Origin of the sequence: Caballeronia sp. LjRoot31, from assembly GCF_964253885.1 — a bacterium.
Lineage (GTDB): Bacteria > Pseudomonadota > Gammaproteobacteria > Burkholderiales > Burkholderiaceae > Caballeronia.
This window is the reverse complement of the sequence record NZ_CAXURX020000002.1, coordinates 365,055-388,350: the sequence shown is the minus strand read 5'-3', so window position 1 is coordinate 388,350 and position 23,296 is coordinate 365,055. Positions and strand designations below refer to the sequence as shown.

20 protein-coding genes and 1 pseudogene are annotated in these 23,296 nt (G+C 58.0%); 7 read left to right on the top strand and 14 right to left on the bottom strand.

Annotated elements, in window-relative coordinates; translation table 11 throughout:
* Window positions 1–7: 7 nt before the first annotated feature.
* Window positions 8–1,819 carry a chloride channel protein gene (locus tag ACSQ8V_RS20070; protein WP_436206909.1) on the top strand — a complete coding sequence of 604 codons (1,812 nt, stop codon included), beginning with the start codon at window positions 8–10 and terminating at the stop codon, window positions 1,817–1,819.
* Between the two features lie 213 nt (window positions 1,820–2,032).
* Here the strand turns inward: ACSQ8V_RS20070 and ACSQ8V_RS20065 are convergent.
* The 9 genes and pseudogenes from ACSQ8V_RS20065 to ACSQ8V_RS20025 form a co-directional block, all read right to left on the bottom strand.
* A pseudogene (locus tag ACSQ8V_RS20065) lies at window positions 2,033–2,224 on the bottom strand (electron transfer flavoprotein subunit alpha/FixB family protein); the annotation flags it as partial.
* Between the two features lie 337 nt (window positions 2,225–2,561).
* On the bottom strand, window positions 2,562–2,981 hold the full coding sequence (locus ACSQ8V_RS20060) for a PIN domain-containing protein (protein ID WP_436206908.1): 420 nt from the start codon (window positions 2,979–2,981) through the stop codon (window positions 2,562–2,564).
* Window positions 2,978–3,262 carry a type II toxin-antitoxin system Phd/YefM family antitoxin gene (locus ACSQ8V_RS20055; protein WP_213768150.1) on the bottom strand — a complete coding sequence of 95 codons (285 nt, stop codon included), beginning with the start codon at window positions 3,260–3,262 and terminating at the stop codon, window positions 2,978–2,980. The genes ACSQ8V_RS20060 and ACSQ8V_RS20055 overlap by 4 nt, the downstream gene beginning before the upstream one ends.
* A 1,336-nt stretch (window positions 3,263–4,598) precedes the next feature.
* Window positions 4,599–5,243, bottom strand: a complete 645-nt coding sequence (gene trhA, locus ACSQ8V_RS20050; protein WP_436206907.1) for a PAQR family membrane homeostasis protein TrhA — start codon at window positions 5,241–5,243, stop codon at window positions 4,599–4,601.
* A 202-nt stretch (window positions 5,244–5,445) separates the two neighbouring features.
* On the bottom strand, window positions 5,446–5,649 hold the full coding sequence (locus ACSQ8V_RS20045) for a hypothetical protein (protein WP_436206906.1): 204 nt from the start codon (window positions 5,647–5,649) through the stop codon (window positions 5,446–5,448).
* Window positions 5,650–5,878: 229 nt separating this feature from the next.
* Window positions 5,879–6,649, bottom strand: a complete 771-nt coding sequence (locus ACSQ8V_RS20040; RefSeq protein ID WP_436206905.1) for a glycosyltransferase — start codon at window positions 6,647–6,649, stop codon at window positions 5,879–5,881.
* Between the two features lie 118 nt (window positions 6,650–6,767).
* Window positions 6,768–7,640, bottom strand: a complete 873-nt coding sequence (locus ACSQ8V_RS20035) for a manganese catalase family protein (protein ID WP_436206904.1) — start codon at window positions 7,638–7,640, stop codon at window positions 6,768–6,770.
* A 357-nt stretch (window positions 7,641–7,997) separates the two neighbouring features.
* Window positions 7,998–8,498: a low affinity iron permease family protein gene (locus tag ACSQ8V_RS20030; RefSeq protein WP_436206903.1), complete on the bottom strand. Its 501-nt coding sequence runs from the start codon at window positions 8,496–8,498 to the stop codon at window positions 7,998–8,000.
* A 355-nt stretch (window positions 8,499–8,853) separates the two neighbouring features.
* On the bottom strand, window positions 8,854–10,005 hold the full coding sequence (locus ACSQ8V_RS20025; protein WP_436206902.1) for an ATP-binding protein: 1,152 nt from the start codon (window positions 10,003–10,005) through the stop codon (window positions 8,854–8,856).
* Window positions 10,006–10,202: 197 nt separating this feature from the next.
* On the opposite strand from ACSQ8V_RS20025, the gene ACSQ8V_RS20020 reads away from it, so the two are divergent.
* The gene (locus ACSQ8V_RS20020) at window positions 10,203–12,620 is read left to right on the top strand and encodes a PAS domain S-box protein (protein WP_436206901.1); all 2,418 of its coding nucleotides are present in this window, start codon (window positions 10,203–10,205) and stop codon (window positions 12,618–12,620) included.
* Between the two features lie 711 nt (window positions 12,621–13,331).
* Here ACSQ8V_RS20020 and ACSQ8V_RS20015 read toward each other — a convergent pair.
* Complete coding sequence (locus ACSQ8V_RS20015; RefSeq protein ID WP_436206900.1) at window positions 13,332–13,964, bottom strand: helix-turn-helix domain-containing protein; 633 nt, start codon at window positions 13,962–13,964, stop codon at window positions 13,332–13,334.
* A 120-nt stretch (window positions 13,965–14,084) separates the two neighbouring features.
* Between ACSQ8V_RS20015 and ACSQ8V_RS20010 the strand changes: the two genes are divergently transcribed.
* The gene (locus ACSQ8V_RS20010; RefSeq protein WP_436206899.1) at window positions 14,085–14,480 is read left to right on the top strand and encodes a hypothetical protein; all 396 of its coding nucleotides are present in this window, start codon (window positions 14,085–14,087) and stop codon (window positions 14,478–14,480) included.
* A 492-nt stretch (window positions 14,481–14,972) separates the two neighbouring features.
* Window positions 14,973–15,383, top strand: coding sequence for a GFA family protein (locus ACSQ8V_RS20005; RefSeq protein WP_436206898.1), 411 nt, complete (start codon window positions 14,973–14,975; stop codon window positions 15,381–15,383).
* Window positions 15,384–15,585: 202 nt separating this feature from the next.
* Here ACSQ8V_RS20005 and ACSQ8V_RS20000 read toward each other — a convergent pair whose 3' ends face one another.
* Entirely contained in the window at window positions 15,586–15,945 is a 360-nt protein-coding gene (locus ACSQ8V_RS20000; RefSeq protein WP_436206897.1) for a response regulator, read from the bottom strand.
* 311 nt (window positions 15,946–16,256) lie between these two features.
* Here ACSQ8V_RS20000 and ACSQ8V_RS19995 point away from each other — a divergent pair, with 311 nt between their 5' ends.
* Complete coding sequence (locus ACSQ8V_RS19995) at window positions 16,257–16,475, top strand: hypothetical protein (protein ID WP_436206896.1); 219 nt, start codon at window positions 16,257–16,259, stop codon at window positions 16,473–16,475.
* 173 nt (window positions 16,476–16,648) lie between these two features.
* Window positions 16,649–17,785 (top strand): sensor histidine kinase, encoded by a 1,137-nt coding sequence (locus ACSQ8V_RS19990; protein ID WP_436206895.1) that lies wholly within the window; start codon window positions 16,649–16,651, stop codon window positions 17,783–17,785.
* A 1,836-nt stretch (window positions 17,786–19,621) separates the two neighbouring features.
* Here the strand turns inward: ACSQ8V_RS19990 and ACSQ8V_RS19985 are convergent.
* From ACSQ8V_RS19985 to ACSQ8V_RS19975, 3 genes are all read right to left on the bottom strand, one after another.
* On the bottom strand, window positions 19,622–20,026 hold the full coding sequence (locus tag ACSQ8V_RS19985) for an AraC family transcriptional regulator (protein ID WP_436206894.1): 405 nt from the start codon (window positions 20,024–20,026) through the stop codon (window positions 19,622–19,624).
* A gap of 550 nt (window positions 20,027–20,576) precedes the next feature.
* Window positions 20,577–21,218, bottom strand: coding sequence for a chemotaxis protein CheB (locus ACSQ8V_RS19980; RefSeq protein WP_436206893.1), 642 nt, complete (start codon window positions 21,216–21,218; stop codon window positions 20,577–20,579).
* A gap of 542 nt (window positions 21,219–21,760) precedes the next feature.
* Entirely contained in the window at window positions 21,761–22,093 is a 333-nt protein-coding gene (locus tag ACSQ8V_RS19975; protein WP_436206892.1) for a hypothetical protein, read from the bottom strand.
* Window positions 22,094–22,273: 180 nt separating this feature from the next.
* On the opposite strand from ACSQ8V_RS19975, the gene ACSQ8V_RS19970 reads away from it, so the two are divergent.
* A complete protein-coding gene (locus ACSQ8V_RS19970) occupies window positions 22,274–23,290 on the top strand; it encodes a Crp/Fnr family transcriptional regulator (RefSeq protein ID WP_436206891.1) in 1,017 nt (338 codons plus the stop codon).
* Window positions 23,291–23,296 lie beyond the last annotated feature (6 nt).

Below are 23,296 nucleotides of genomic sequence, written 5' to 3'. Positions count from 1 at the left end.
AGTTAATGTGCACGAAAACGCTTCAAGAGGGGATTTTGCAGCGAATGCTCACCTGTTGCGCATCACGGCCATTGCAGTAGTGATCGGCGCGTTGAGCACGGTCACGGCCTATGTCCTGCTCCATCTGATCAATTTTTTCACCAACCTTTTCTTCTTCCAGTCGCTATCGTTCGACAGTCGCTCGCCCGCCGGAAATACGCTCGGTCTGTGGGTGATCGTGATTCCCGTAATCGGCGGACTCGTGATTGGACTGATCGCGCGCTATGGCAGCGAAGCCATCCGCGGGCATGGCATTCCGGAAGCGATCGAAGCCATCCTGTTCGGCAAGAGCAAGATGTCGCCGAAGGTCGCCGTGCTCAAGCCTCTTTCCTCCGCCATCGCCATCGGCAGCGGCGGCCCGTTCGGTGCGGAAGGGCCAATCATCATGACAGGCGGCGCACTGGGGTCGCTGCTCGCGCAGTATTTCCATTTGACAGCGGGTGAACGCAAGACGCTGCTAGTCGCCGGCGCCGTAGCCGGCATGACCGCGGTTTTCGGTACGCCTGTAGCCGCCGTCCTGCTCGCGGTCGAACTGTTGCTGTTCGAACTGCGCCCGCGTAGCCTGCTGCCCGTTGCCGTCGCGTGCGCGGTGGCCGGTTTCACTCGACCCCTTCTGATCGGCAGCGGCGCCCTCTTCCCGTTGCAAACCATCGCACTGGGTCCGCTCGGCCTCGTTTCATGCGTGGTTGCGGGTCTCATGGCCGGCGCGATGTCCTGGGGCCTGTCATCGGCGCTGTACAAGGTCGAGGACCTCTTCGGCAAATTGCCGATCCACTGGATGTGGTGGCCGGCGCTTGGCGGCATTGCCGTGGGCATCGGCGGATATGTCGAGCCACGCGCGCTCGGCGTAGGGTATGACGTCATCGGCGATTTGCTGCACAACCATCTTGCTATCAGCGTCGTGGCCGGCTTGATACTGGTGAAGGCGATCATCTGGATCATCGCCCTCGGCTCCGGCACGTCTGGAGGCGTACTCGCTCCGCTGCTGATGATGGGTGCGGCCATGGGAACCATCGTCGGACCGTTCCTGCCTGGCGGGGAGCCGGCAGTATGGCCGCTGGTCTTCATGGCGGCGACGCTCGGCGGAATGATGCGCGCACCGATCATGGCAACCGTATTCGCGTTCGAACTCACCCATGACGCCAACGTACTGTTGCCCCTGCTCATGGCTTCGGCTGTCGCCTACGGATTCACGGTACTGCTGATGCGGCGCTCCATCCTGACCGAGAAGATCGCACGCCGCGGTTATCACATCTATCGGGAGTACGGCATCGATCCTCTCGAACGCCATTTCGTCGAGGAAGTCATGACGCGCAAGGTCCAGACGATCGATGCAGAGCTGCCGGTCGCCGAGGTGATGGCGAAATACTTTGGTGAAAAACAAAACCATCGCGCGTTTCCGGTGACGCGAGACGGCGCGCTGGTGGGAATGATCGAGCGCGACGGATTGATCGCGCGCACCGGCAATCCAGCCATGCAGGTCATGAGCGACCTGTTCGGCGCAAACACACCGATCATGGCGTTGCCCGGGGAAACTTGCCGGATCGTGTCCAACCGGCTGGCGGTGCATGGACTGGAGCGGTTGCCGGTGGTGTCGGACGCGCAGTCGCGTCGTCTGGTGGGCTTGATAAGCCGTAGCGACCTCGTGAAGCCGTCGCTCGCGTTCTTCGAGGAAGAGGAGCGGCGCGAGATGTTCCGGCGCTCTCCCCTGCATCATCTGAAGAGACGGTTTGCATTACTGAACAGGCACAAAGATGACGCAACCCGGGAGCGCCTGTAAGGCCCCTGATATGCGGTTCCTGAGAACGAGCGGACCGGCACCTTGCGGGATCGCACGTCGGCCAAATGAAAAACAATCACGCAACTAATTCAGCGCTAACGCGTTAGGTGTCGCGGCAAGACCCGCACCGATAATGGCTATTCGTGTCTTGCGCAAATCCATCTCCTCGAAACTCGATGCTTTCGCTAACCTGGAACTGACACGTAAGCTTTATCAGACCGACTCTGTGAACTCGGGCACGACCGTGAACAAATCGCCCACGAGTCCATAATCCGCCACGCCAAAGATCGGGGCTTCCGCGTCCTTGTTGATCGCGACGATAACCTTGCTGTCTTTCATCCCCGCCAAGTGCTGGATCGCACCCGAGATGCCGACCGCGACGTACAAGTTAGGCGCCACGATCTTGACCATCCGCCGCTAGATACGCTCGCTCTTGCAATGCCGACTCATGGAAGGGTACCCTCTAACAATATGCAGGACAACTGAATAGGGAATATGCGACGAAGGTCGACGGAAAGCCCCAGCCGGACTAAACAGCCGTTGTGAACCCGGAGCGGTCTAGCTGTGCACCACGGCCGCCGCGTCAGATCGTCGTTCTCTCGCCCGACTTCCATTGGCTCGGACTGGATGTCCACCGCTCACCTACAAACCCTACCTTCCTGCTATGTCGGTCGGCCTTTGAACGACTCCGACCCGGCCGAAAGGAAGCATGTGTTTATGGTCGCGAGTGACAACGCTTCAACTACGCAAAGTACAGCGCGACGCGGTCCGTCGTCCAGGTTGCTACGCCAGTGCCGAAAAAATCAGCATCTTCCGTCCAAATAGGGCATCCAATTATCATCGCACACGCAAGAACAGGCCAGTCATCGGCGTCTCTTCGCTCAATGCGCTGCAGGGCCTTCTGCTTCATGTCGAGATAAATGTCGGCATCAATGACCTGAACGACTGAAACCAGATCGTCGAGTACCTGCATGGCAGCTTCACTCGGAATACCACGCTTCTTCAGCAGTGGGGGTAGATACTTTCTGGCGTCAGCATAAGCAACATCAGGGGCGAAAAATCTGACTGCAACAGCGTGTTCGACTATAAGTTCGCGCACTCGCTTGCCGAGGACAGCGCGAATCAAAATATTTGCATCTAGAACGATCGCCTTGTTACTCATGCAGTTTTCGCGTGCGCCTTTTTGCGGTCGCCGGCGGGCCTGCGAGCTGCCTTGAAATCGGACACGATTGCTTCAACATCAACGCCCTGCTCTGCAAGAAGCCGATCCAACGTCCTGCCTGCTTTTTTCAGAGCTGCAATATCCCCTTCGTTCTGACCTTGTGCCGGAATGAAGTAGCCTACCGTCTGCCCGTGACGTGTGACAGCCACCGGCGTGCTCGCGGCAATATACTCTGCCAGATCCGCCCGGAATTCCCGGATACCAACCTTGATTGTTTCCATGATCTCGCCTCCACAAATGGCGCCTGATTGTGAATCTGTGTGTACACATTTTACGCTGAGCGGGCCCTGGATGCAAGGCCGGTCGGCGCGGGCGCGCTCGCGCCCAGCGGACGGCCTGGACGTAGGCAGGGCGACCGTCTCAGATATTCGCGTTTCGAAAGCAAGGACTGGTTATTGCCGAAAAGAGACGCTTTGACACCGCTAGCGATTCGCGAATCAGCCTACCGTGAAAGACCTGATGAACGTTGAACAGGCGGACTGGTTCGGGCACGCTCCACAGCCGGCCGCCAAATATTGGGATTCACTTTGTCGGATAGGAAAATTCACAGTGGGCCGAAATAAGGTGCTCGCCCATGGTCCTTCCAGTTGCTTGCGGAAGGTCCAAGCGGCGCCAGCTGCGGGACTCTTTGGTGGGGCAGAATCGACAATGAGTCTGGGGTATCGATTCCGGAGGATCGGAAGTTACCCCCACGAAGCCCTATAGTCCCGAAAAGAAAACCCCCGCTGCACGCGGGTTTTCAGGACACTGCTGAACGTGACTGTCCCCAGCCGCCCCCCCCAAGGGGACGCCGCGCGCGCATGTGCCGTTAGCCTAAAAGCGACCGCGAATTAAAGCATAAGCCGTCCGTTCATTGGGCGCAGTAACTCCCGGCAGCCGGTTCGAAAAAGCATAAACTGGCCAAGCGGACAGAAATAAAGAATAAGTTGTCGAATCGAATATCTCCGTTCCAGCAACCCCGTTTTTGGTCGCATCTTTCAACCTGACTCGTGTTATCAAGGCGCGTGGCTACGACAAGTGGCAGGTCTCAATCTGTTAGGCTTGAGACCTGCCACCACCAACCCGTAGATGGCCAATCAGCAGGCTACCCATTTACACGTCGACGTCATCGACAGCCATATGCGGAATTTGCTCGTTCGAATGGGTGTCGAATGTATCGGAGACCGGCATAGCAAGCGTTCCGAGTCGCCATCTGACCGGTTACACAACAATCAACGGGCAAGTGAATGACCGTTGACGCGATATTCGAATGAGTCTTGTCGACCCTCAACAGTCGTTGATGCCGTCGTGGCGAACGTCAGTTGAACGGTCGCAAAAGGACGCTCGAAGGGTGGCTTCGCTCCCGGAAATCGCGGTTCATAGCGGGAGGTGGCAACCCGGCACGCGGACCGGTTGCGCGGGCGCTCCACGCCTGATATGCAGTTGCGGTCGGGAGGACCTGCTGCATCCAACGCGTCACTGTCTCAGGTGAGGGAAACCGCAATACGTAACCGGACGTGGAGATCCAGCATTTTATCGATTCCCCAATCGATTCCAGTCGGTGTTCAGAAGCTGCAGCTATGCATATCGGGCGATCGCTAAAAAGTGGCAGCCCGAGCCCGCCAGTACCGCAAGATGCCATATCGAATGGGCGAACCGAAGACGACTGTCCAGCAGGAAGAAAACGACTCCCCCTGTATAGCACAGCCCGCCTGCGACCAGCCAGGCGACGCCGGAAAGCGGCAGCAGGGTGAAAAGCGGCCATGCCAGAGCAAGCACAGCCCAGCCCATACCGAGATAGAAACCGGTCGACAGAAATGGATGTGAGAGCTTGCCCAAAAGCTGCAATGCGACGCCTCCTCCTGCCAGCGTCCATATGGCGATCAAAAGTGCGATGCCGCCATGCGCAGCCAGTACCCCGAGCGCGAACGGCGTATAGCTGCCAGCGATAAAAAGATAGATGGCGCAGTAGTCCAGTCTCATGAGCAGCCGCTTGCCCCGCCCTGGTGGCACACCGTGGTATAGGGCCGACGTCGCATACAGAAGGACCATCGTCGAGAGGTAGACCGCAATCGCGGGTGCGGGGACCCGCACGGAATCGGCGCGTCGAGCAGGCCATGCCAGGATCGCCACCGCCAGGATCAATATCAGCGCCGTAGCGTGAATGGCGGTGTTGGCAATCTCCTCGCCTATCGTCTGCGCGCGCACGTCAAAAGACTTCATGGTGTTCTTCGCGAAGTTTCTGAAATTATAGGAACGCTGCGCGTTGGCCGCATGAGCGGTCCCGCGCCTGCGGCAAAAATCGTGAGGGCGGCTCAAGATCGGCGCGATAGACGGGGTGAGGCCGTAATTTGGCGTTGAATCCAGATAATCCGGCGCAACGCCGGCGCCCGGCGCCCCTTCGTTCTCACCTGCCGCAACCGGTCTAGCGGGACGTCCGGTTGATTATCGCGGTGCGTTGCTCATCGCACTCCACAAGCAAGGCTTTCAACGACCCCAAGATCGCCCTGGCAGCCGATAATTCGGCTCCCAACAGTTCGATCTGCGTGACCCGAACGGTCATCTGCGTTTCGATTGCGACTATCGCCTGCTCGATCTTCGCCAGTGTTAAGTCATTCAGCTGCTGCATCTGTACCTCCTTTCATGGCGCTGCCATCGTTACAGTGTGCGAATGTCGCCGTATAGCCGGATCTGCTCCCCCCGAGGCGTATCGCGTATCAAAGCCTCCTTAGTTCAGCAGCGCTGATGAGTGCGGCCGCTCCGTACTGTCGTCCACGCCAGGCATCCTGCTACTGCCGGTCGCTTCGGCCACTCGCCGGTCGGCCCACAGGGCGATGAAAAGCGAGCCCGGCGATCTGTTAGTCAACACCAGGCGGTTCTGGCCAGCATATATTGCTGTCTTCCTGTATGCGGGCAAGAACAGGCTCGCTGACATCAAGCGCCTCATCTGCTGTCTCTGACATGGCCACCCGTTCGAGACGGCGGCTGGCTGAGCACAACGCGGCGCCGAAGCCACCAGGAGCGCGGCACTCGAGCCTCGCGCTCGTTACAACGCGGGGCGCCGCGCTCCATGCGATCGTTGCCCCCGCAGCAATCAGCGCTTCAACCAGCGCCACGTCTTCGTTGAATATGCGCGACTGAAATCCATTGACCCGCCGGTAGGCTGTCGCAGCGACACCGAGGTTTGCGCCGTGAATGTGCCGGTGCCCTTCAGCGTCCCGGTAAGTTGCAACAAAATCCTCCCGGACGGCGCTACTGTGGCCAGTCCAGTCTTCCACGCCAATTACACCGCAAACCGCATCCGTTCCACATCGAAGCTGTTGTACCAGCCAGTCATCCGCGACCGTCGTATCAGCGTCCGTGAACGATAGCCACCTCGCACGCTGCGACAGCGCGGCGGCGGCCCCTGTCGCGCGGGCCGCCCCGACATTGCGCTTTTCGACAGAAAGAACCTGCGCGCCGAGCGCCCGCGCAATGGCCGCTGTTCCGTCCGAGCAGCTATCCACCACGACAAAAATCCTCACCTCTTCGCCGACGAGCGCGGGATGGAGAGATGCGCGAATGACTGAACGCAGGCACCCACCGATCAGGGCTTCCTCATTGTGGGCAGGTATAACGACGCCGAGCATGGTTTTCTCCTGTTCTTCTTGCACACCGCGTCGGACAGCGTTCCACGCTGGCGTTTGTCCGGTGCACCGACGGCCACGGGAACCTTGAGCGCGGAAGCCTCGCCCCGCGCTCGCGCAATCACCCGGTTTGTCCCGAACCGAGATCGGCGCCTGTCGTGGGGTCGGACGACGTATCCGACGCGGTACGCGAGGCCATCGCCTGGAGCACCTTCACATCCTTTTTCGAGACATTGACCGTCGCCAGACCATCGCCGCCATCTACCGCCGGCTGCGGCGAGTTAACGAACTCCCATTCCGGCCCCTCGTTCCACGAGCCCCGGGGCGCCTCCTCTCCTTGCGACATGTTGTAATACACGTTCGTATATTCCGGCACGCCAGGCAGTTTGCCCTGAGGGAAATTAGGCTGGATGGAATGCAGCGCTTTTTCGAACGACTTCTGATGCGCGATTTCACGTGTCATCAGAAAGCCAAGGGCGTCCTTGATACCCGGATCGTCCGTCACGTTCATCAGCCGCTCGTAAACGATCTTGGCGCGCGCCTCCGCCGCAATGTTCGAACGCAGGTCGGCGGTCGGTTCGCCAATGGTGTCGATATATGCCGCACTCCACGGAACGCCCGCCGAATTGGTCAAAGCCGGGCCGCCACCGTAGAGAAGCGCGGTTATGTGTGAGTCGTTTCCGCCTCCCGTCATTGACCGGTATAGCTCTGCTTCGGCTTCGGCCGCTTCGGCCAGAAGTCCTTTTGCGCTCTTGTTCAGCATCGCGACGATCGAACCCACCACTTCCAGGTGGCTCAGTTCTTCAGTCGCGATGTCGAATAACATATCCTTGCGGCCGGGATCGTCCTCGCCGACGGCCTGGGTGAAGTAGCGGCATGCGGCGGCGAGTTCGCCCTGTGGACCGCCAAACTGCTCGAGCAGCAGATTGGCGAGGCCGGCGTTCGGTTCCGCGACACGAACGGTGTATTGCAGACGTTTGTTGTGAATGAACATGTTTCCTCCGGTGACCGGCGCGACACGCCCACCTCAGGCCTCATCCGGACCAGTACGGGAAGGCGTGCGCAACCGTGGCAAACAGCCAGACGGTCATACGATCAACGGGACGCATGACACCCGGGAGCGGGCGTCCGGCTCTCAGAACGACTCTGGCATATGCACCGCGTGATTACTGTGCATGGCTGCGCCGCAAACACTGCCGCATGGACTATGCCCGGGACCCTGTCGGCCGCCGGCAAAATAAATCGCACGCAGCACAAATCCCGGTGAAGGCATAAGCGGCATCGATCATCGCCGGCCACTTTCCGGCTTGACGTCGGTGATGTGCTTTTTTGGATCGCGAGCTAACTCTTCTCAGCCTGACCCGACCGGCTTTCCTCTTTGGTGTCTGTCCTGTCGTCGTCGCCCAATGCCAGCCGCGCCGCTCATGCGTAGGTACGCCGCAGCCCGGCGCCGCAACTCCTCTTCGCTCGCGTCTTCAATCCCGATCATTCCGTTACTCGCCGCACGATGAGACGCAATCAGTTCGTTCAGCTTGAGATGAAGCGCGACACTATCCTTGTTCTGGCTTTGCTGGATGAGAAAGACCATCAGGAATGTGACGATAGTCGTGCCGGTATTGATAACCAGTTGCCATCCGTCCGAGTAATGAAAGATGGGACCGGTCACTATCCAGACAATCACGGTAATGACTGCGAGGCCGAACGCGACTGGCGAGCCCGCGAATCGGGTCACCTCGCTGACAAATCTGTCAAAGACACGTGTAAGAGGATTTGAACTCGCGTAGGCGGGACTTGAACTGTCCGGAACCGTTTCCAGGACGTCAGTCGACGACTGGCTTGGGTCCGTATGCATGGCTGCACCCTGTCGTAGATGAGAGGACGGAGCAATATGCATACCGCACGGCTCCCTGCTTGACTGTACACCCTGCTGCTATGACCGATACAGGATGGAGACCGCGCGGAACCACCAGCACGTTTTTGGCCGTCGAAGTACGAATTCAGCGAACCCCACCGACTGCCCGGCAAAGCCGCCCGGAAGCAATGCGAACCACAATGGCGGATATCGAGGTCATCCGGTCACCTCGCAAATCCGTAGGCGGGAGCTGAACCGATGGCGTAAACCATCACGCTCACTATGGTTCATCACGACACCGCTTCCGACGAAACCATCCAGCGAGCGATGAACGGCTCGATCAGAATCGAAATCGCTAGGCGTTGCCCTCCAGGCCTGACAGGACGGCTGCGTGGCGGGGCAGGCGAACCGTAAAGATCGTGCCGGTTTCGTCAGAACGCGCTTCAATGGTTCCCCGATGGGCCTGGGCAATTTCCCGCGCAATGTAGAGCCCTAGGCCAAGGCTATTCTGCGAGCCCGGCCGGGTTTCTGCACCCGGACCCCGCTCGAGGGGTTCGAAGATGCGTTGCAGTACGGACGGCGGTATCACCGGTCCACGGTTTGCCACCTGGATTGACAAGTCCTGTTCGCTCCCGGTCACCACCACCCGAACGGGGATAGTCAGCTCCCCGTACTTGAACGCATTTCCGACAAGATTTCCAAGCATCTGCTGGATGCGCCGGCCGTCGCATATAGCTCCGGTATCGCCGGCGACCTCGAGTTCGACCGTCCGCCCTGCATGCGCGACCCGCAACTGGTCCAGTTCGTCGGCGATCAGCGCCGCAAGATCGACTGGACCAGGTGCGACACGGATGCCCAGGCCCAGCTTCGTCCGGCTGAAGTCCAGCATGTCATCGAGAAGCGCCTGCATCCGTGCGCCGCTTCTGATCAATCGTGCCGCTGCGGCGGAGATTTCCCGGCCGTCGCCGAGTCTGGAAAGATGGTCGGCGGTCATCTGGATGGTCTGCAGGGGGCTGCGCATGTCGTGCCCCAGCATGCCCAGCAGCAGGTTGCGGCTCCGATCGGCGTGTGTGCTGAAAAAGCCCACCGACTCGGTGAGCGCCTGGTCGATCGCTTCGTTAAAGCGGATCACGTCGTGGAGTGCATGCGCTTGCGTCCCGCCGCCGCTGAGCCAGAGCCTGAGCACTGCGGCCCTCAAGGCGCTATATTCGGCAGTCAGCTGGTTGATATCGCAGCCACTGCGGGCGCGTAGCGTTGCGTGCGTCTGGACAGCGGTCTCCGGTGCAGTGCTCGACAGCGGCGGGCGTCCCTGCGATTTCTCTATCTGCGCCTGCCTTGTCTGCGGTGTGGACAGATCTCTCGCGATCGCCTCCAGTATCTGCTGCGCATGGTCGCGCAACTCCAGGGATGACATGCCTTGTGCCGCCGGCAGCAACGTAACGGCAAAAGCTTCCCATTCGGCGAGAATCGCTTCCATTTCAACAGAAATGAACTGCGCCAGTCGCATGGATTTCCCAAAAACTGAAGTGTCACGGCGGCCTGATGGCCCGGAATCCGTTCATCGTAGCCGATTCCAGCTGGCACCTCACCTTGTTGGTCGGCCCGTCCGCCGGGTCCGGTAATTGCGGCCGGAGTTGGGCTAAAGTTAGCCCACCCCAACTTCTGCCACGCGCCTGCGAGACTGGCGATCGGAACCTCGCCCAAATGACATCCCTTATCCCGCAAACTGACGATTTCACCTCGATCTGGCTCAGGCTTTGGGCTGAATCTACCCGGGATTACTCGATCTTTGCGCTCTCGCCCGAGGGCATCGTCCTGACGTGGAACCTAGGGGGCGAGGACATCCAGGGCTACCGGTCCGAAGAAATAGTAGGACGGTCGTTCTCCCTTTTTTACCCGGAACCGGACCGTGCTGCTGGCAACCCGGAAGCGGCGTTGCGCGATGCAACCGAGGATGGGCGGTATGTTGAAGAGGGCTGGCGTGTGCGCAGGGACGGCACGAATTTTTGGGCGAACGTCGTGATAACGGCGCTACCTGATGCCGCCGGCCGCCTTGCTGGCTTCGGCGTCGTGATTTGTGACGTTAGCGACAAAAAGACCGCTCACGATGCAGTACTCGAAAGTGAGCGGCGTTTTCGCCTGCTGGTCCAGGGTGTTACGGACTATGCCATCTTCATGCTGTCGCCCGATGGGTACGTCACGAACTGGAACGCCGGCGCGCGGCGGATCAAGGGGTACACCGAAAGCGAGATCGTCGGCTCACATTTTTCCCGCTTTTACACGCCTGAGGATGCGGCGGCCGGCGTCCCCTTGCGTGGGCTGGAGATTGCGAAGCAGGAGGGGCGCTTTGAGGCCGAGGGCTGGCGCGTGAGACACGACGGGAGCCGTTTCTGGGCGCACGTGGTGATTGACGCCATCCGGGAAGATGGTGAACTCGCAGGCTTTGCGAAAGTCACGCGTGATATTACGGAGCGACGGCGCTCAGATGAACTGCTCGAGCAAACGCAGAAGGCACTCTTCCAGGCGCAGAAAATGGAAGCGCTCGGCAACCTCACCGGCGGTGTGGCCCACGATTTCAACAACGTGCTACAGGTGTTGAGGGGCAATCTGGACCTACTGGAAAGCCGGCACGGGCGGGACTCCTGGAGCCGCGAGCGTCTCGGGAACGCCCTCGACGCCGTGGACCGCGGCGCGACGCTCGCGTCCCAACTGCTTGCGTTTGGACGTCAGCAGCCCCTGGCTCCCGTCGTCATCAGTCCAGCGCGGCACCTGCGCGCACTGGACGATCTGCTGCGTCGTGCGCTCGGCGAAACAGTAGAGATTGAAACGGTGGTTGCGGGTGGCCTGTGGAACACCAGTGTCGATCCACATCAGCTCGAAAATGTGATCCTGAATCTGGCGATCAATGCGCGTGACGCGATGCCCAATGGCGGCAAACTCACGCTGGAACTTGCCAATGCCAACCTCGACGACGGGTACGTCGCGACAGAGCCTGAAGTCCCTGCCGGCCAATATGTGATGCTGGCGGTAACGGACACCGGCTCCGGCATGACCCGGCAGGTCATGGAGCGCGCGTTTGATCCTTTTTTTACCACAAAAGGTGAAGGCCAGGGCACAGGACTCGGTCTGAGCATGGCTTATGGATTCGTCCGGCAGAGCGGTGGCCACATCCGGCTCTACAGCGAGATCGGCCACGGAACGACTGTCAAGATCTATCTGCCACGTTCAACCGGGACGGTGGTCGAAGCTAAGGCACGCACTGCAGGGAGTCTTCTGAAACATGGCGACGAGACAATCCTCGTTGTGGAGGATGACCCGAAGGTCCAGGCGACTGCAATTGAACTGCTTACCGGCCTTGGCTACGCCGTGCTCAAGGCTAACGATGCTGAACAGGCGCTGGCCGTCGTTGCGAGCGGCGTACATATCGATCTGTTATTTACGGATGTCGTCATGCCCGGCCCGCTTCGCACCCCGGAAATGGTTCGGCGCGCAGTCCAGACCTTACCGGGGCTGAAGGTACTTTTCACATCCGGCTATACGCAGAACGCAATCGTCCACGGCGGCCGACTCGATCCAGGTGTGGAACTACTAAGCAAGCCATACAGTCGACAGCAGCTTGCACTCAAGGTACGTCAGGTGCTCGGGGTCGGGCCGGTCGGAGAGGAGGCCGCCGCAGCGGATGACACGCAGGCAGGTCTCGACGGAACCCCGATGGAACGTCGTGAAGCCTTGCGTCTCCTCGTTGTCGAGGACGATGCAGCTTCGCTGGAGGCGACGTGCGAACTGCTTATGTTGATCGGAATCAGTCCACAGCGAGCGGAAAACGCGGAGGCCGCGCTTAACGCGCTTGAAACGGATGTCTTTCACATTCTGATGACCGACGTCGCGATGCCTGGGATGTCGGGCATCGAGCTGGCACGACTCGCGGTCGCCATGCAGCCGGAACTGGAGATTATCTTTGCTTCCGGAAACGCCATGCAGGTCGACGAAAAATTCGGCTTCAAATGGAAGGCTTTGCGCAAGCCCTATACCCTCGATCAGTTGCGCGTCGCGGTGCTGTCAGATGACCGCTCGCAACAAGCGTGGCAAGCTGGCGATAGTGAGTCAGAGGCAGCAAGCTGACGTCATCATTGACGCTCCATTTGCTGGGTTACGCAATCGTTCGAGTACCGCTTCAATGTCTCAAGTCGCGCATCAAGCGGTCGCACGAAACGTACGATCAATCGTCTCTTTCTGGCCGCTGTGCGCCGGTCCGGGAAGCGTTGGCCTCCAGCGCATCGCTGCACCTTTTCCAGATGTGCCCGACCAGTGGATTTTGATAGTTCAGCGTCAGCTCATTCGTGAACAGCGTAAGCACATCCGATTGACGTACTGCATGCACGCCAGTCAAGTGCTCGCGGGACAACTTTAGCGCCATTTGTACAAGCATCAGACGGTCAAGCCAACTCGCCGACATCCGATTCCTAACCAACCAGATGCGTGCCGATTCGACGACATGGTCAACGCGCCATGTTTTCGTCAAAGCATGCGAGGCGAGCGCACTCGTTACCAAATAGCAAGTAGGTGGGTTCGCGCCGCTGGGCTAATCGACTGTTGTTGGCGTGACATGTTTGTTGATTCAGACTCCGGCGAAGGTGTCGCGATAGGGTAGACGCATGTTATCTGCACTCGCGCTCACGATCCACGACAACGTGCGCAACAATGACGACTGAGAACTGAATTTATCAGTCGCATCCCCCGACATGCGCCTAGCCGGCGCTTGCCCTTGGCCGGTCGCCGCCGCGCACGCATGTGTTTGCAGCGTCAGCCGGCAATGCTTAAAGGCTCTCTCCTTTAACGACGCGCTTTGCGTATCAAATGCGATAGTTCGAGATCCGTCGCGATTTTCCAGACATGGCCGCGAGAATATCGAATGCCAAAGCGGCGTTCGATCGCCGCGCGAAGCCGCTCGTTGGTCCAGCTATCAGCTTCGATTCCTTGTGCTTTTGGGGAATGGCGTAACGCGGCGGCTACCCAAGACATTAATGTTGCCGTCGACACTTGTGGGCTCGACCCGACGTGCGAGTCGCTTTTGGGTTTGAGGCAGTCGGCGAACCCGAGGTCGATGATGAGCTGCCTGACGTACACACGGGAAAAGCTGATCCCGAGATCCCTTGCGATCAAGGAACGAAGGCGCCCGTCCGTCCACTGGTCTGTCTTGTATCCGTGCGCCGAGGCTGAGCCGCGTAGCGCTGTTGCTATCCATTCCCGGGCCTCTAGGCTAAGGGAAGGCTTCTTCCCTCCTACTGACATGCGCTCCAGCGCGTCCAAGCCACCTTCGGCCAGAAGCGCTCGGTAGCGCCGCGCGGTTGGGATGGAAATGCCGAGCGCAGCGGCGACCTGGACAGGGGATTTCCCTTCCGAAAGTAGTTGAGCGGCTTCTAACCGTAACGTCACGCTTGGTAGCATGTCCTTCGGTGTGCCCATCAGGTCAAAACGGGGTATCGATTCACAATGCTCGCACAAAAGCGCCCGCCCGGCTTGGGAATCGGGGTCGGCGACTAATCTGAAGAGCCTGCGTCCGGCTCGATTGTCAGCGACGTAGACATGAACCGCGAATGGTGTTGGCGGCGGTGCAAAACCGCCATTAAACGGCGGCGAGAATGCGCTTTTATGGGTGCGACCTCGGTCGCACCCAATACCAGTTTTCTGTCCCTTCGCGGCGTCAAGGATTCGCTGCGCCAAGCCGCGCTTGCCCTTGACCCCGCTACGAGACCTTTTGCTCAAGCGTTGCTCAAAAATCGTTCCCGGAAAAACACACGCCGCCGTTTAGTGGCGGATTTCGACCGCCGTTCACAAATGGCCGACGATGGCCGCACAGTCTTTCGCAACCGGCGCAACCGGCGCAACCCGGGCCAATCTCAGCCTTCGGCGAATCTAACGAATTCGCGTTACAAATCCGGCAAGTCCAATGAATTCGGTTCCGCGTCATCTGGCGCGTGATCGAATTCAATGTTAAGTCCTTGATTTGTAGTGGCGCACAGTCTAACTAATTCGGTTCACCTTCATATTGTCGGCAAACGGAATTACTTAGACTAGCGCGCAGTTAGTTAGGCACGAAAGTACGGAATTGATTGGACTCCCCGAATTCGGCCGTCGTCGCAGGCGTCTTCTAGGTGCGGCTAGCCGAGGCTGGGGCGGTACTAAGCCTCAGTCGACAACTCGCCGAACAGGAACGCGGGCCGCACGTAAAACAGAACTGATTGGACAGCCGGGAAAGGCCGCGGATGCAAATAAAGCCGCAACGAAGTGGATAACCGCCGATGCTGGCAAAGAAGGATCGGTCCGAGAAAGTGAGAGGCTCTTGACGATCCGTTTCGGCCGATCAGGCGGCGATGCGTTCGACGACCGCTCTCCACGGTTGAATGGCCATCCTGTAGCCAACTGTGCTATGACGCATAATCTCAATTCTAGTTCGCTTCATAGGAGAAGGTGATGCCAGCGCAAGTGCTCACGGGCGGTTGTTTCTGCGGAAATATTCGCTATGAAGTTACTGGCCGACCATTTAACTCAACTATCTGTCACTGCATCGACTGTCGAAAAGCGGCTGCAGCACCGCTCGTGGCGTGCTTCTCCGTGAAGAGGCGGGAATTTCAGCTCACGCGAGGCTCGCCCAAAAGCTTTGCATCGAGCGCTTGGGGTACTCGAAGTTTCTGCCCTGATTGCGGCACGCACCTGACATTCGTCCACTCCGAATTGCCAGACGAGATCGACGTGACCACTTGCAGCCTCGACGTTCCGGAATCCGTTCCGCCTACGGACCATGTGCGCACCGCGCGAAGGTTGCCATGGATTCATTTGGCAGACCAGCTACCGAAGCATCTAGGGCAACGTCCGACAGCCTGATTCCGCGGCTATCGGGTCGTTCTTTTATTTCTGTTATCTCCGTACACCAGCTTGGTGGACATCGCGGGTAGATCACCTGAAGCCAGATTCTGAAGTGGAAGTTGGCGACGCAGCAATATTGCTTTTATCTCCCACGCGATCGAAAAACAGCGGCCGGGTGCGTTCCCGATAGCGCCCGACGTTTGAGTCGACTGACGGCCCGTCAGTGCTTCATCCTCATGAGCAGCGCAATCAACGTCGCGGGCGATTGTCCTTTCTGGCAATAGCCGTCGAATTCGCTATCAACGACCTGGCGGCGAACCTCAGTCTCATCCAGCGCCGTGAATGCGAATATAGACGCTCCTCCGGTGCGCGGATCGAGGCGTAGCGCAAGCGCTGCTTCGAAGCCGGTGCAGTCCGGCATGGATATATCCATGATGATGACGTGCGGCGCCCACGCAAAACCGATAGCGATAGCCTCGGACCCATCAAATGCAGTTCGACAAATCATATCTTCGAGCGATAAAGCCATCGCAAGGGCCTCCGCTGCGACCGGGTTGTCGTCGACAACCAACACCCGCATTTGCTCCTCCCGAAGGTGGATTTGTCGATTTGTCCACGCATGAACTCGCGTGTCGCGACGTAGCGGCATGTTTTATCTCCCAATTTCATCGCCATTTAGCACCGAGCATGCCCGACAAAAGGGGCGGCTCAACTTACGAGACGTGTGAATTCTTCCCATTCCTAATCGCCTAGCATGTCCGCGTTTCTGCCCGGAGCGGGTTTACCACGTACGCGGGTCCGCTAAGTGCTCTCTGAAGGATCTACTTACCAACGAGGGTTCGCATGGGAAATTCGCCAACTATGAGGTCAACCTTGCCTGGTTCGAGATCGATGTCCGCTCGACATGCGGATGGGATTCTGGATCATTTGTCGGTAATGATTCGCGAAACCGGCCGCGGCAAAGGCCGCATCGAACGTATTCACGGAATGGATCTGCAGTACTGGACCGGTAGAATTAACACGGTCATCGAAGAAACAGATCAGTTTTCATCTCAGCATGAACGCGCCAAACGTCTCATGGTCCGACTGCTAGCGTCCGATCGCGCCTGACGTTTTGTTGTTGGGCGCGTTTAGTAAGGTAAAAGGCCCATACTGAGCATCCGTCTTCTTGCCGTAAGCTCACCAAGCTGACGCGCTTCGTGCGATGCCACCACCAGTTGTCGGGCTAACGGGCGAGTATTTTCGCCACTAATCGGCCAATCCGAGAGCGTAAGGAGGTTCCGATGATGCACGATTTCCTGTCGAACAATCGCGCCGAGCTTATCCACAGGTGTCGCTTAAAGGTTGCCAGCAGGCCAGCCCGAGCGGCCTCTGCGGAGCAGCTTGAGAATGGTGTGCCGCTGTTCTTGGACCAGCTTATAAAGACGCTTCGCATCGAGCAGACGGGAGCCCCGCTCGAGAGCCGCGAGGTCTCCGGCCCTGCCAACGGTACCGTCGCAATGTCGGAAATAGGGACATCGGCGGCTCAACACGGCCATGAACTTCTTCGGCTCGGATTTACGGTCGACCAAGTGGTCCACGATTACGGCGATCTCTGCCAGGCGATTACAGATCTCGCTGACGAGCGCGACGCTCCGTTTCAGATTGACGAGTTCAGGACTCTGAACCGTTGCCTTGATAACGCGATTGCAGATGCGGTCACTGAATTCAGCTATCAGCGAGACCATGTCGCCGATGAGCGGCGGGTGCGCGATGCCCACGAACAAGCGGGTTTTTTCGCACATGAATTGCGCAATGCTCTCTCAGTTGCAACGCTCGCGTTTGAAGCGGCTAAAGCCGGAAATTTGAACTTGTCTGGTGCCACTGGTTCTGTACTGCAGCGCGGCTTGATGGGGTTGCGCACGCTGATTGATCGATCCTTGGATGACGTCAGGGGATCGACCGAAAAGAGTGAGTCGTCGCTACTGTTTTCGCTGGCCGATTTCATCGCTGAGGTCAAACACGCAGCGGATCTGGCAGCTAGCGTAAGAGGTTGCACGCTCACGGTTTCCTTCGTGGACCCACATCTCGCGGTGGCTGGCGATCGCGACCTTTTATATGCCGCAGTTGGAAACTTGCTGCAAAACGCTTTTAAATTCACACGCGCGCATACCGAAGTGACTTTGAACGTGTACGCCCTGGCCGACCGTGTTTTGATCGATGTGAAAGATCATTGCGGCGGCCTGCCGGTCGGTAGTGTTGAACATATGTTTCGACCGTTCACGCAGCACTCCGCCGACAAGAGCGGACTTGGCCTTGGTTTGTCGATCGCGCGAAAGGGCGTCGAGTCGTACGGTGGAACGTTGAGCGTTTCGGACGTCCCGGGTGTCGGATGCGTCTTCACAGTCAGCCTGCCCCGATATTCGATGCCGGTGGCTTGATCGCAGGCTAACTATCTTGGGACAAGGGACAAATGCATTTGGGGACGCCGGGTTTGCGGCGGCCAATTAACATAGTTTCGAAAAATGCTGTCCAGCATTTCCAATGCTGCCTCCGTTAGAGAACGCTCCAATAATGAACGAGCGAGTACCAACCTTTCCCGATCGATTGGACTTGTGTCCTGCAGTCGATCCGCCAAATCCATTAGCTCGTTAACGCTCTCATAAAGTGCGGCACCAGATATACGGGTGTCGACATTGACAGCGTATTTCATTAGAGAACTAGTAATGACCGCAATGTCAGCGGCGATTACAGGAGAGGCGCAATTCATTAAGGTTCCTCGACGCTGAAAACAGAATTTATTACCATTGAGGTTTGGACCTGTTTAATCCGGCACGGTGCGCTAAGACATGCAGCATCGCGCCCGTCCCAACTCGATTGCATGACTTAGCCGAGCGACCCGTGTGACGTGGACAAGACAACAATGGCTCTTGGTTTCGTAGCCGCTCCAACTCGCACCGTGCATCGCGATTTCGTAAACTCCGGCTTGAGGTAAAGCGGCAAATGCCGTAACGCAAAATAAACCCGCCAAGTCGGAGAAGTCTTCCGCACTTACAATGCTGAAGTTTTCCGATCCTAAGCCAGTAACTGGACGACCATCGTGGTAACGCACTGTCGCGCGCACTGGCGAAACGGTGCAATCGTCGGATTCCAGCGATGCTGCGCTTTCTTCGAACAAGGCGTCAACCATTAGGCGAATTGGCTCGCTCAAGCGTCGAGGCCGTATTACTCGTACCAGCGTTTACATTGCTCCTCCTACCGAGAGCGTACTAATACGCAATTTGAGCAAATTCCTCTCCAGCCCTCGCTGATCCGTGTACCAGGACGCGCGTGATCGCCTGTCTGGAAAGCGGCGGTACCCGAGAGAACGTCGCTCGGGATAGCCAAGCAACCGCTCGTCGACCCGCTCCATGCGGTATCACCGCCTGCCAACAAGCACGTCCACGCGGCGAAATTGATGGATGTCCGAGTAAGAAAAATCGGACGGTGTACGAATGTCGGCCATGTCCCGAACTTCGGTCATTGCGTTGCGCGGCGCGAACGCCTCTTGATGGCCGCTATGCGCCGGTCCGGTCGGAGTTGGCGGATAGCGCATCGCTGCACCTTTGCCAAAGGTGCCCGACCAGTGGGCTTCGATAGTCCAGCGTTAGCTCATTTGTGAACATGGTAAGCGCGTCCGACTGACGTACCGCATGCGAAGCTGCGAGGTGCTCACGAGACAACTTTAACGCCATTTGTCCGAGCACTAATCGGTCAAGCCAACCCGCCGACATCCGATTCCTAGCCAACCAGATGCGTGCCGATTCGACGACGTGGTCGACGCGCAACGTTTTCGTCAAAGCATGTGATGCAAGTGCACTTGCCACTAAATAGCAAAGTAGGTGAGTTCGCGCCGCTGGGCTAATCAACTGTCTTGGGCGTGGCATGTTTGATTCAGAGTCCGGCGAAGGTGACGCGATAAGATTGGTTCATATTATCGGCTCTCGCAGCCGCGATCCACGACGACGTGCGCAACAATGGCGACCAAGATCTGAATTTATCGTCCCATCTCTGGACGTTCGCTGTTCAGCGGCCTGCTTACAAGAATGTCGCAATTGCTGCTCGCTCGGCAGATGGAGAGGACCGGCAAGGCCATAGACGGGCGGTCATGGGCGGACCAGATGGGAACATGAGCTGCCAGAGTGGACACAGAAGAGACAGATGTGTTTCACCAAGGCGGTCGTTGAGAGTCATCTTTAAATTCAGCGCGTACTGCAGAGTTCGACTGGACACGGCCTTCAGTTGTAATCCAGCTTACGAGTCGCCCGATTCTTTCCAATAGCGTTTCGGCCCATGGCCATAAAGGAGCTTGAACGCATGTCGGAAGGCGCTCTCCGATGAGTATCCAGCTTGACTGGCGACGGCCGCACCATGGATCCATGCCGCAAAAGATCGCGTGCGATCCTCATTCGCCACCGCAATAGGTAGTCGAGCGGCGCAAAGCCAACGAGCGACTTGAACCGCTTGGAGAATGCGGACCGCGACATCGCCACTGCGGATGACAACATCTCCAACGTCCACCCCTTTGGGCTCGCGACTCTTGCGTTCGTCCTTGCGCATCTTGCCGCCAAATATCGAGAATCTACGCAATTCCGACAGGGGTTAACAGCGCAAGCACCTCGACCGTTGCTTGTAAACGTCACCTCAGTCCATCCCCGCTTTTATGCAACAACGTCCCATGGAACTGCAAATCGGCACTACCAACATCAGTTGGGCGAGAGCCGCTGCGCTAACCGAATCACATCGGTATTTTATCTGCGTCGCTCATTTCCTTGACTTGCTGATCAAATGCGAAAGCCCAAGGTCCGTCGCAATTTTCCATACGTGTATGCGTGAGTACCAAACTTCTAAACGGTTCCACTCGAGCGCGTCCCTCAGCCGCTCGTTCGGCCACCTATCTGTGTTGAAACCTTCGACCCTCGGGGAATGCCGCAACGCCGCGGCAATCCATGAGAGCGTAGCCGGTGTGAGCGCTTGAGAATTCGAGTTTGCCGTTTGACCTCTTCGAGCCTTTAGTCGATCCGCGAAGCCCAGGTCGATCATAATCTGTCTTACATACACTAACGAGAAATCGACGCCGAACCTTCCCCCGATAACTGATTGAAGACGTCCATCAGTCCACTCGCGGTCTCAAAGCCGAAGACCAATGGGGAACAGCGAAGTGAATTGGCAATCCATTCGGGTGCCTGTGCATCAAGGACTGTACGGCTCAGGTGCCGCTTTACGCGGCAAGATATCTTCGTGCGCAATTCGCACGATCTCCTGTGCGATATCTTCGGGCGAAAGAACGAAATCGACGCACCCGGTCGCTATCGCGCTTTCGGGCATATCTGGCTCCTTAGCCGTCTCAAGCTTCTGCGCGATAGTAATGCCGCCCGCTTCCTGTATGCCGCACAGCGCCGCCGCCCCGTCGCCGTCATAACCAGAGACGATCACGGCGATAAGCTGACCGTCCCAATGCTGCGTCATGGAATGTAGAAATACGGTGATGACGTCCGGCCATCCCCTCGGCTTTGAAATCGGTTTGAGGCGGAACTCGCCATTGAGGACGTGCAGATCTCGCTGCGCCGGGATGATGAATACGTGATTTGGCTGCAGGACCAAACCTTCCGTGATCAGATCCACCGGCATTTCGGTATAGCGCGGGAGAATCTCATGGAGCTGGGTAGCCACGCGCCTCAGGTGATTAACAATGACGATCGCAACTCCCATGTCGGCCGGTAGGCACTGAAGTAGCCGGATATAGGCATCCAGGCCGCCCGCCGACCCGCCTACGCAAACAACAGGAAACCCTTTATTGGCAATGCCAAGGTTTTTCTCTGTGAAGCGAGTCATGGGAGGTTTGTTCACAATAGCTTGTCCGCCATGATCTCACTGAGGATCCACCTTTGGAGGTGGCAATGCCAGCCGCGGGCTTCTGTATCGCTTGATTGAGGCAGACGGTAGGCCTGCGAAAGTCCCTTAAAACCGACTATTTCCCGCCCTCCAGTTCGCCAAGAAGACGCCCGGCATGTCCCATCTGTCACTGCAGCGAATTATACCCTCAGGGCTGCTGATCAGTCTAAATCCTGCCCGCACCGCCCAAGCCATCGAAAATCCACAGCAACAAGAGAACGAGCACCACCAACCCAAGAACGCCACCCAGCCCGGCCCCACCGTAGCGACCGTGTGCATCATACCGTCGAGTTGCTTACGCCAAGACCTCGCTACAATCAGCGCGGAGATCGAGATGGCTTTCAAAGGCACTCACGGCGGCGCCCATGCGCTAGGCAAGGACACACCGAGAACCGGGTTCACAGCCCATGTAAAGCGCACGTCAACACCACACCTGGCTATCACAGGATGCCTTCTGTACTTGCGGACCCGACGTCTGGCTGTTAGGGCAACTCAATGGGCGACCGCGCGCCCGGGTCAAGTCCAGGAAACACAACACGCAAAATCTCCTGCAGTTGCTTAGCGCACCGACGCGCGTCCTCGGGCGCGTTTGTGTTCATGGCTTCAAACAGATTGACGAAGGCTGCCAGAAACGCATCGGAGACTGGCGTTTCGCGGGAATGAGCACGTAGGAACTCGCAATAACCAAACACGCGCTGGATGAATTCAACCTGATGGGCGGCGAATTCATCATCATCGAGTGAAGGCGGGAGAACGACCAACGGGGCGTCGGAGAGGGCGGAAGGCAGACGAATGTACGAAGTTGGAGCGTTCATGCAGCAATCCCGTGTGTGCACGAGAGCGGCATGAATGCGAAAGGTGTGAACCCGGCATCACGACAAGGTCGTGCGTGTGCTATAAGTGTCGAATGCGTTTGACGCACCGGGTCAGAAGACAGTATTTCATGGTCGCCAGGTCGTGTCAAATAAATTTGACATCTTTTTGGCTATCACACGATGCAGTTCGATTGGTACGAGTTGTTCGAGGAGCTGAAACGCAGAGGTCGTTTCAACAGTGACGCGCAATTGGCGGACAGCCTCGCTCTGACACGCTCGCAAATTTCCGCGTGGCGAAATGGCAAAAGCGACCTCGGAACGCTGACTAAAATTAAAATCCTGGATGCCCTGGGTCACGATACGCTGCGCTCGGCGGTATTGAGCTTGGTCCCGGAGAAGAACCGTGAAGAGCACATAAGCCAGCAGCAGCGGCTCATTGCACGAGTCAACCGGAGCGGAGCATTACTCGATCACGATCTGGTGAATGACACAGACGATTCTCTTTCACACCTGAATTATCTGCTGGCCGCCCTGCCATCGGACGAGCGAGAGCGTATCGCGCCGCATCTGTCACCCGTCTCCATGCAACTCGGTCAAGTGGTTTATGAGTCAGGCGACCATCTGAGCCACGTCTACCTGCCAACTACCGCCATCATTTCGATGTTGTACGTGATGGAGAACGGTGCCTCTGCGGAGATTGCCGTCGTAGGTCGAGATGGGCTTCTGGGGGTCGCGCTCTTCATGGGCGGCGAGACCATGCCGAATCGAGCCATTGTGCAGAGCGCGGGGCAGGCACTGCGCTTAAGCGGCGAGATCGTGAAGCAGGAGTTCGCGCGAGGTGGCGCAATACAACGTCTTTTCCTCCGCTATACCCAGGCGCTTATTACACAGATGGCGCAGACAGCGGTTTGCAACCGCCACCATTCGATTGCGCAGCAGTTCTGCCGCTGGCTGTTACTGAGCCTGGATCGCCTCGAATCGAATGATGTCCGGATGACCCAGGAACTGATTGCGAACATGCTCGGCGTTCGCCGGGCCGGGGTTACAGAGACCGCAAGAAAACTACAGGAAGACGGAGCGATCCGCTACAGCCGGGGACTGATCGAGGTGGTAGACCGCCATGCACTGGAGGCGCAAGTTTGTGAATGCTACAAGGTGGTAAAACGCGAGAGCGACAGGCTCTTTAGCAGCCTGTGAACGATA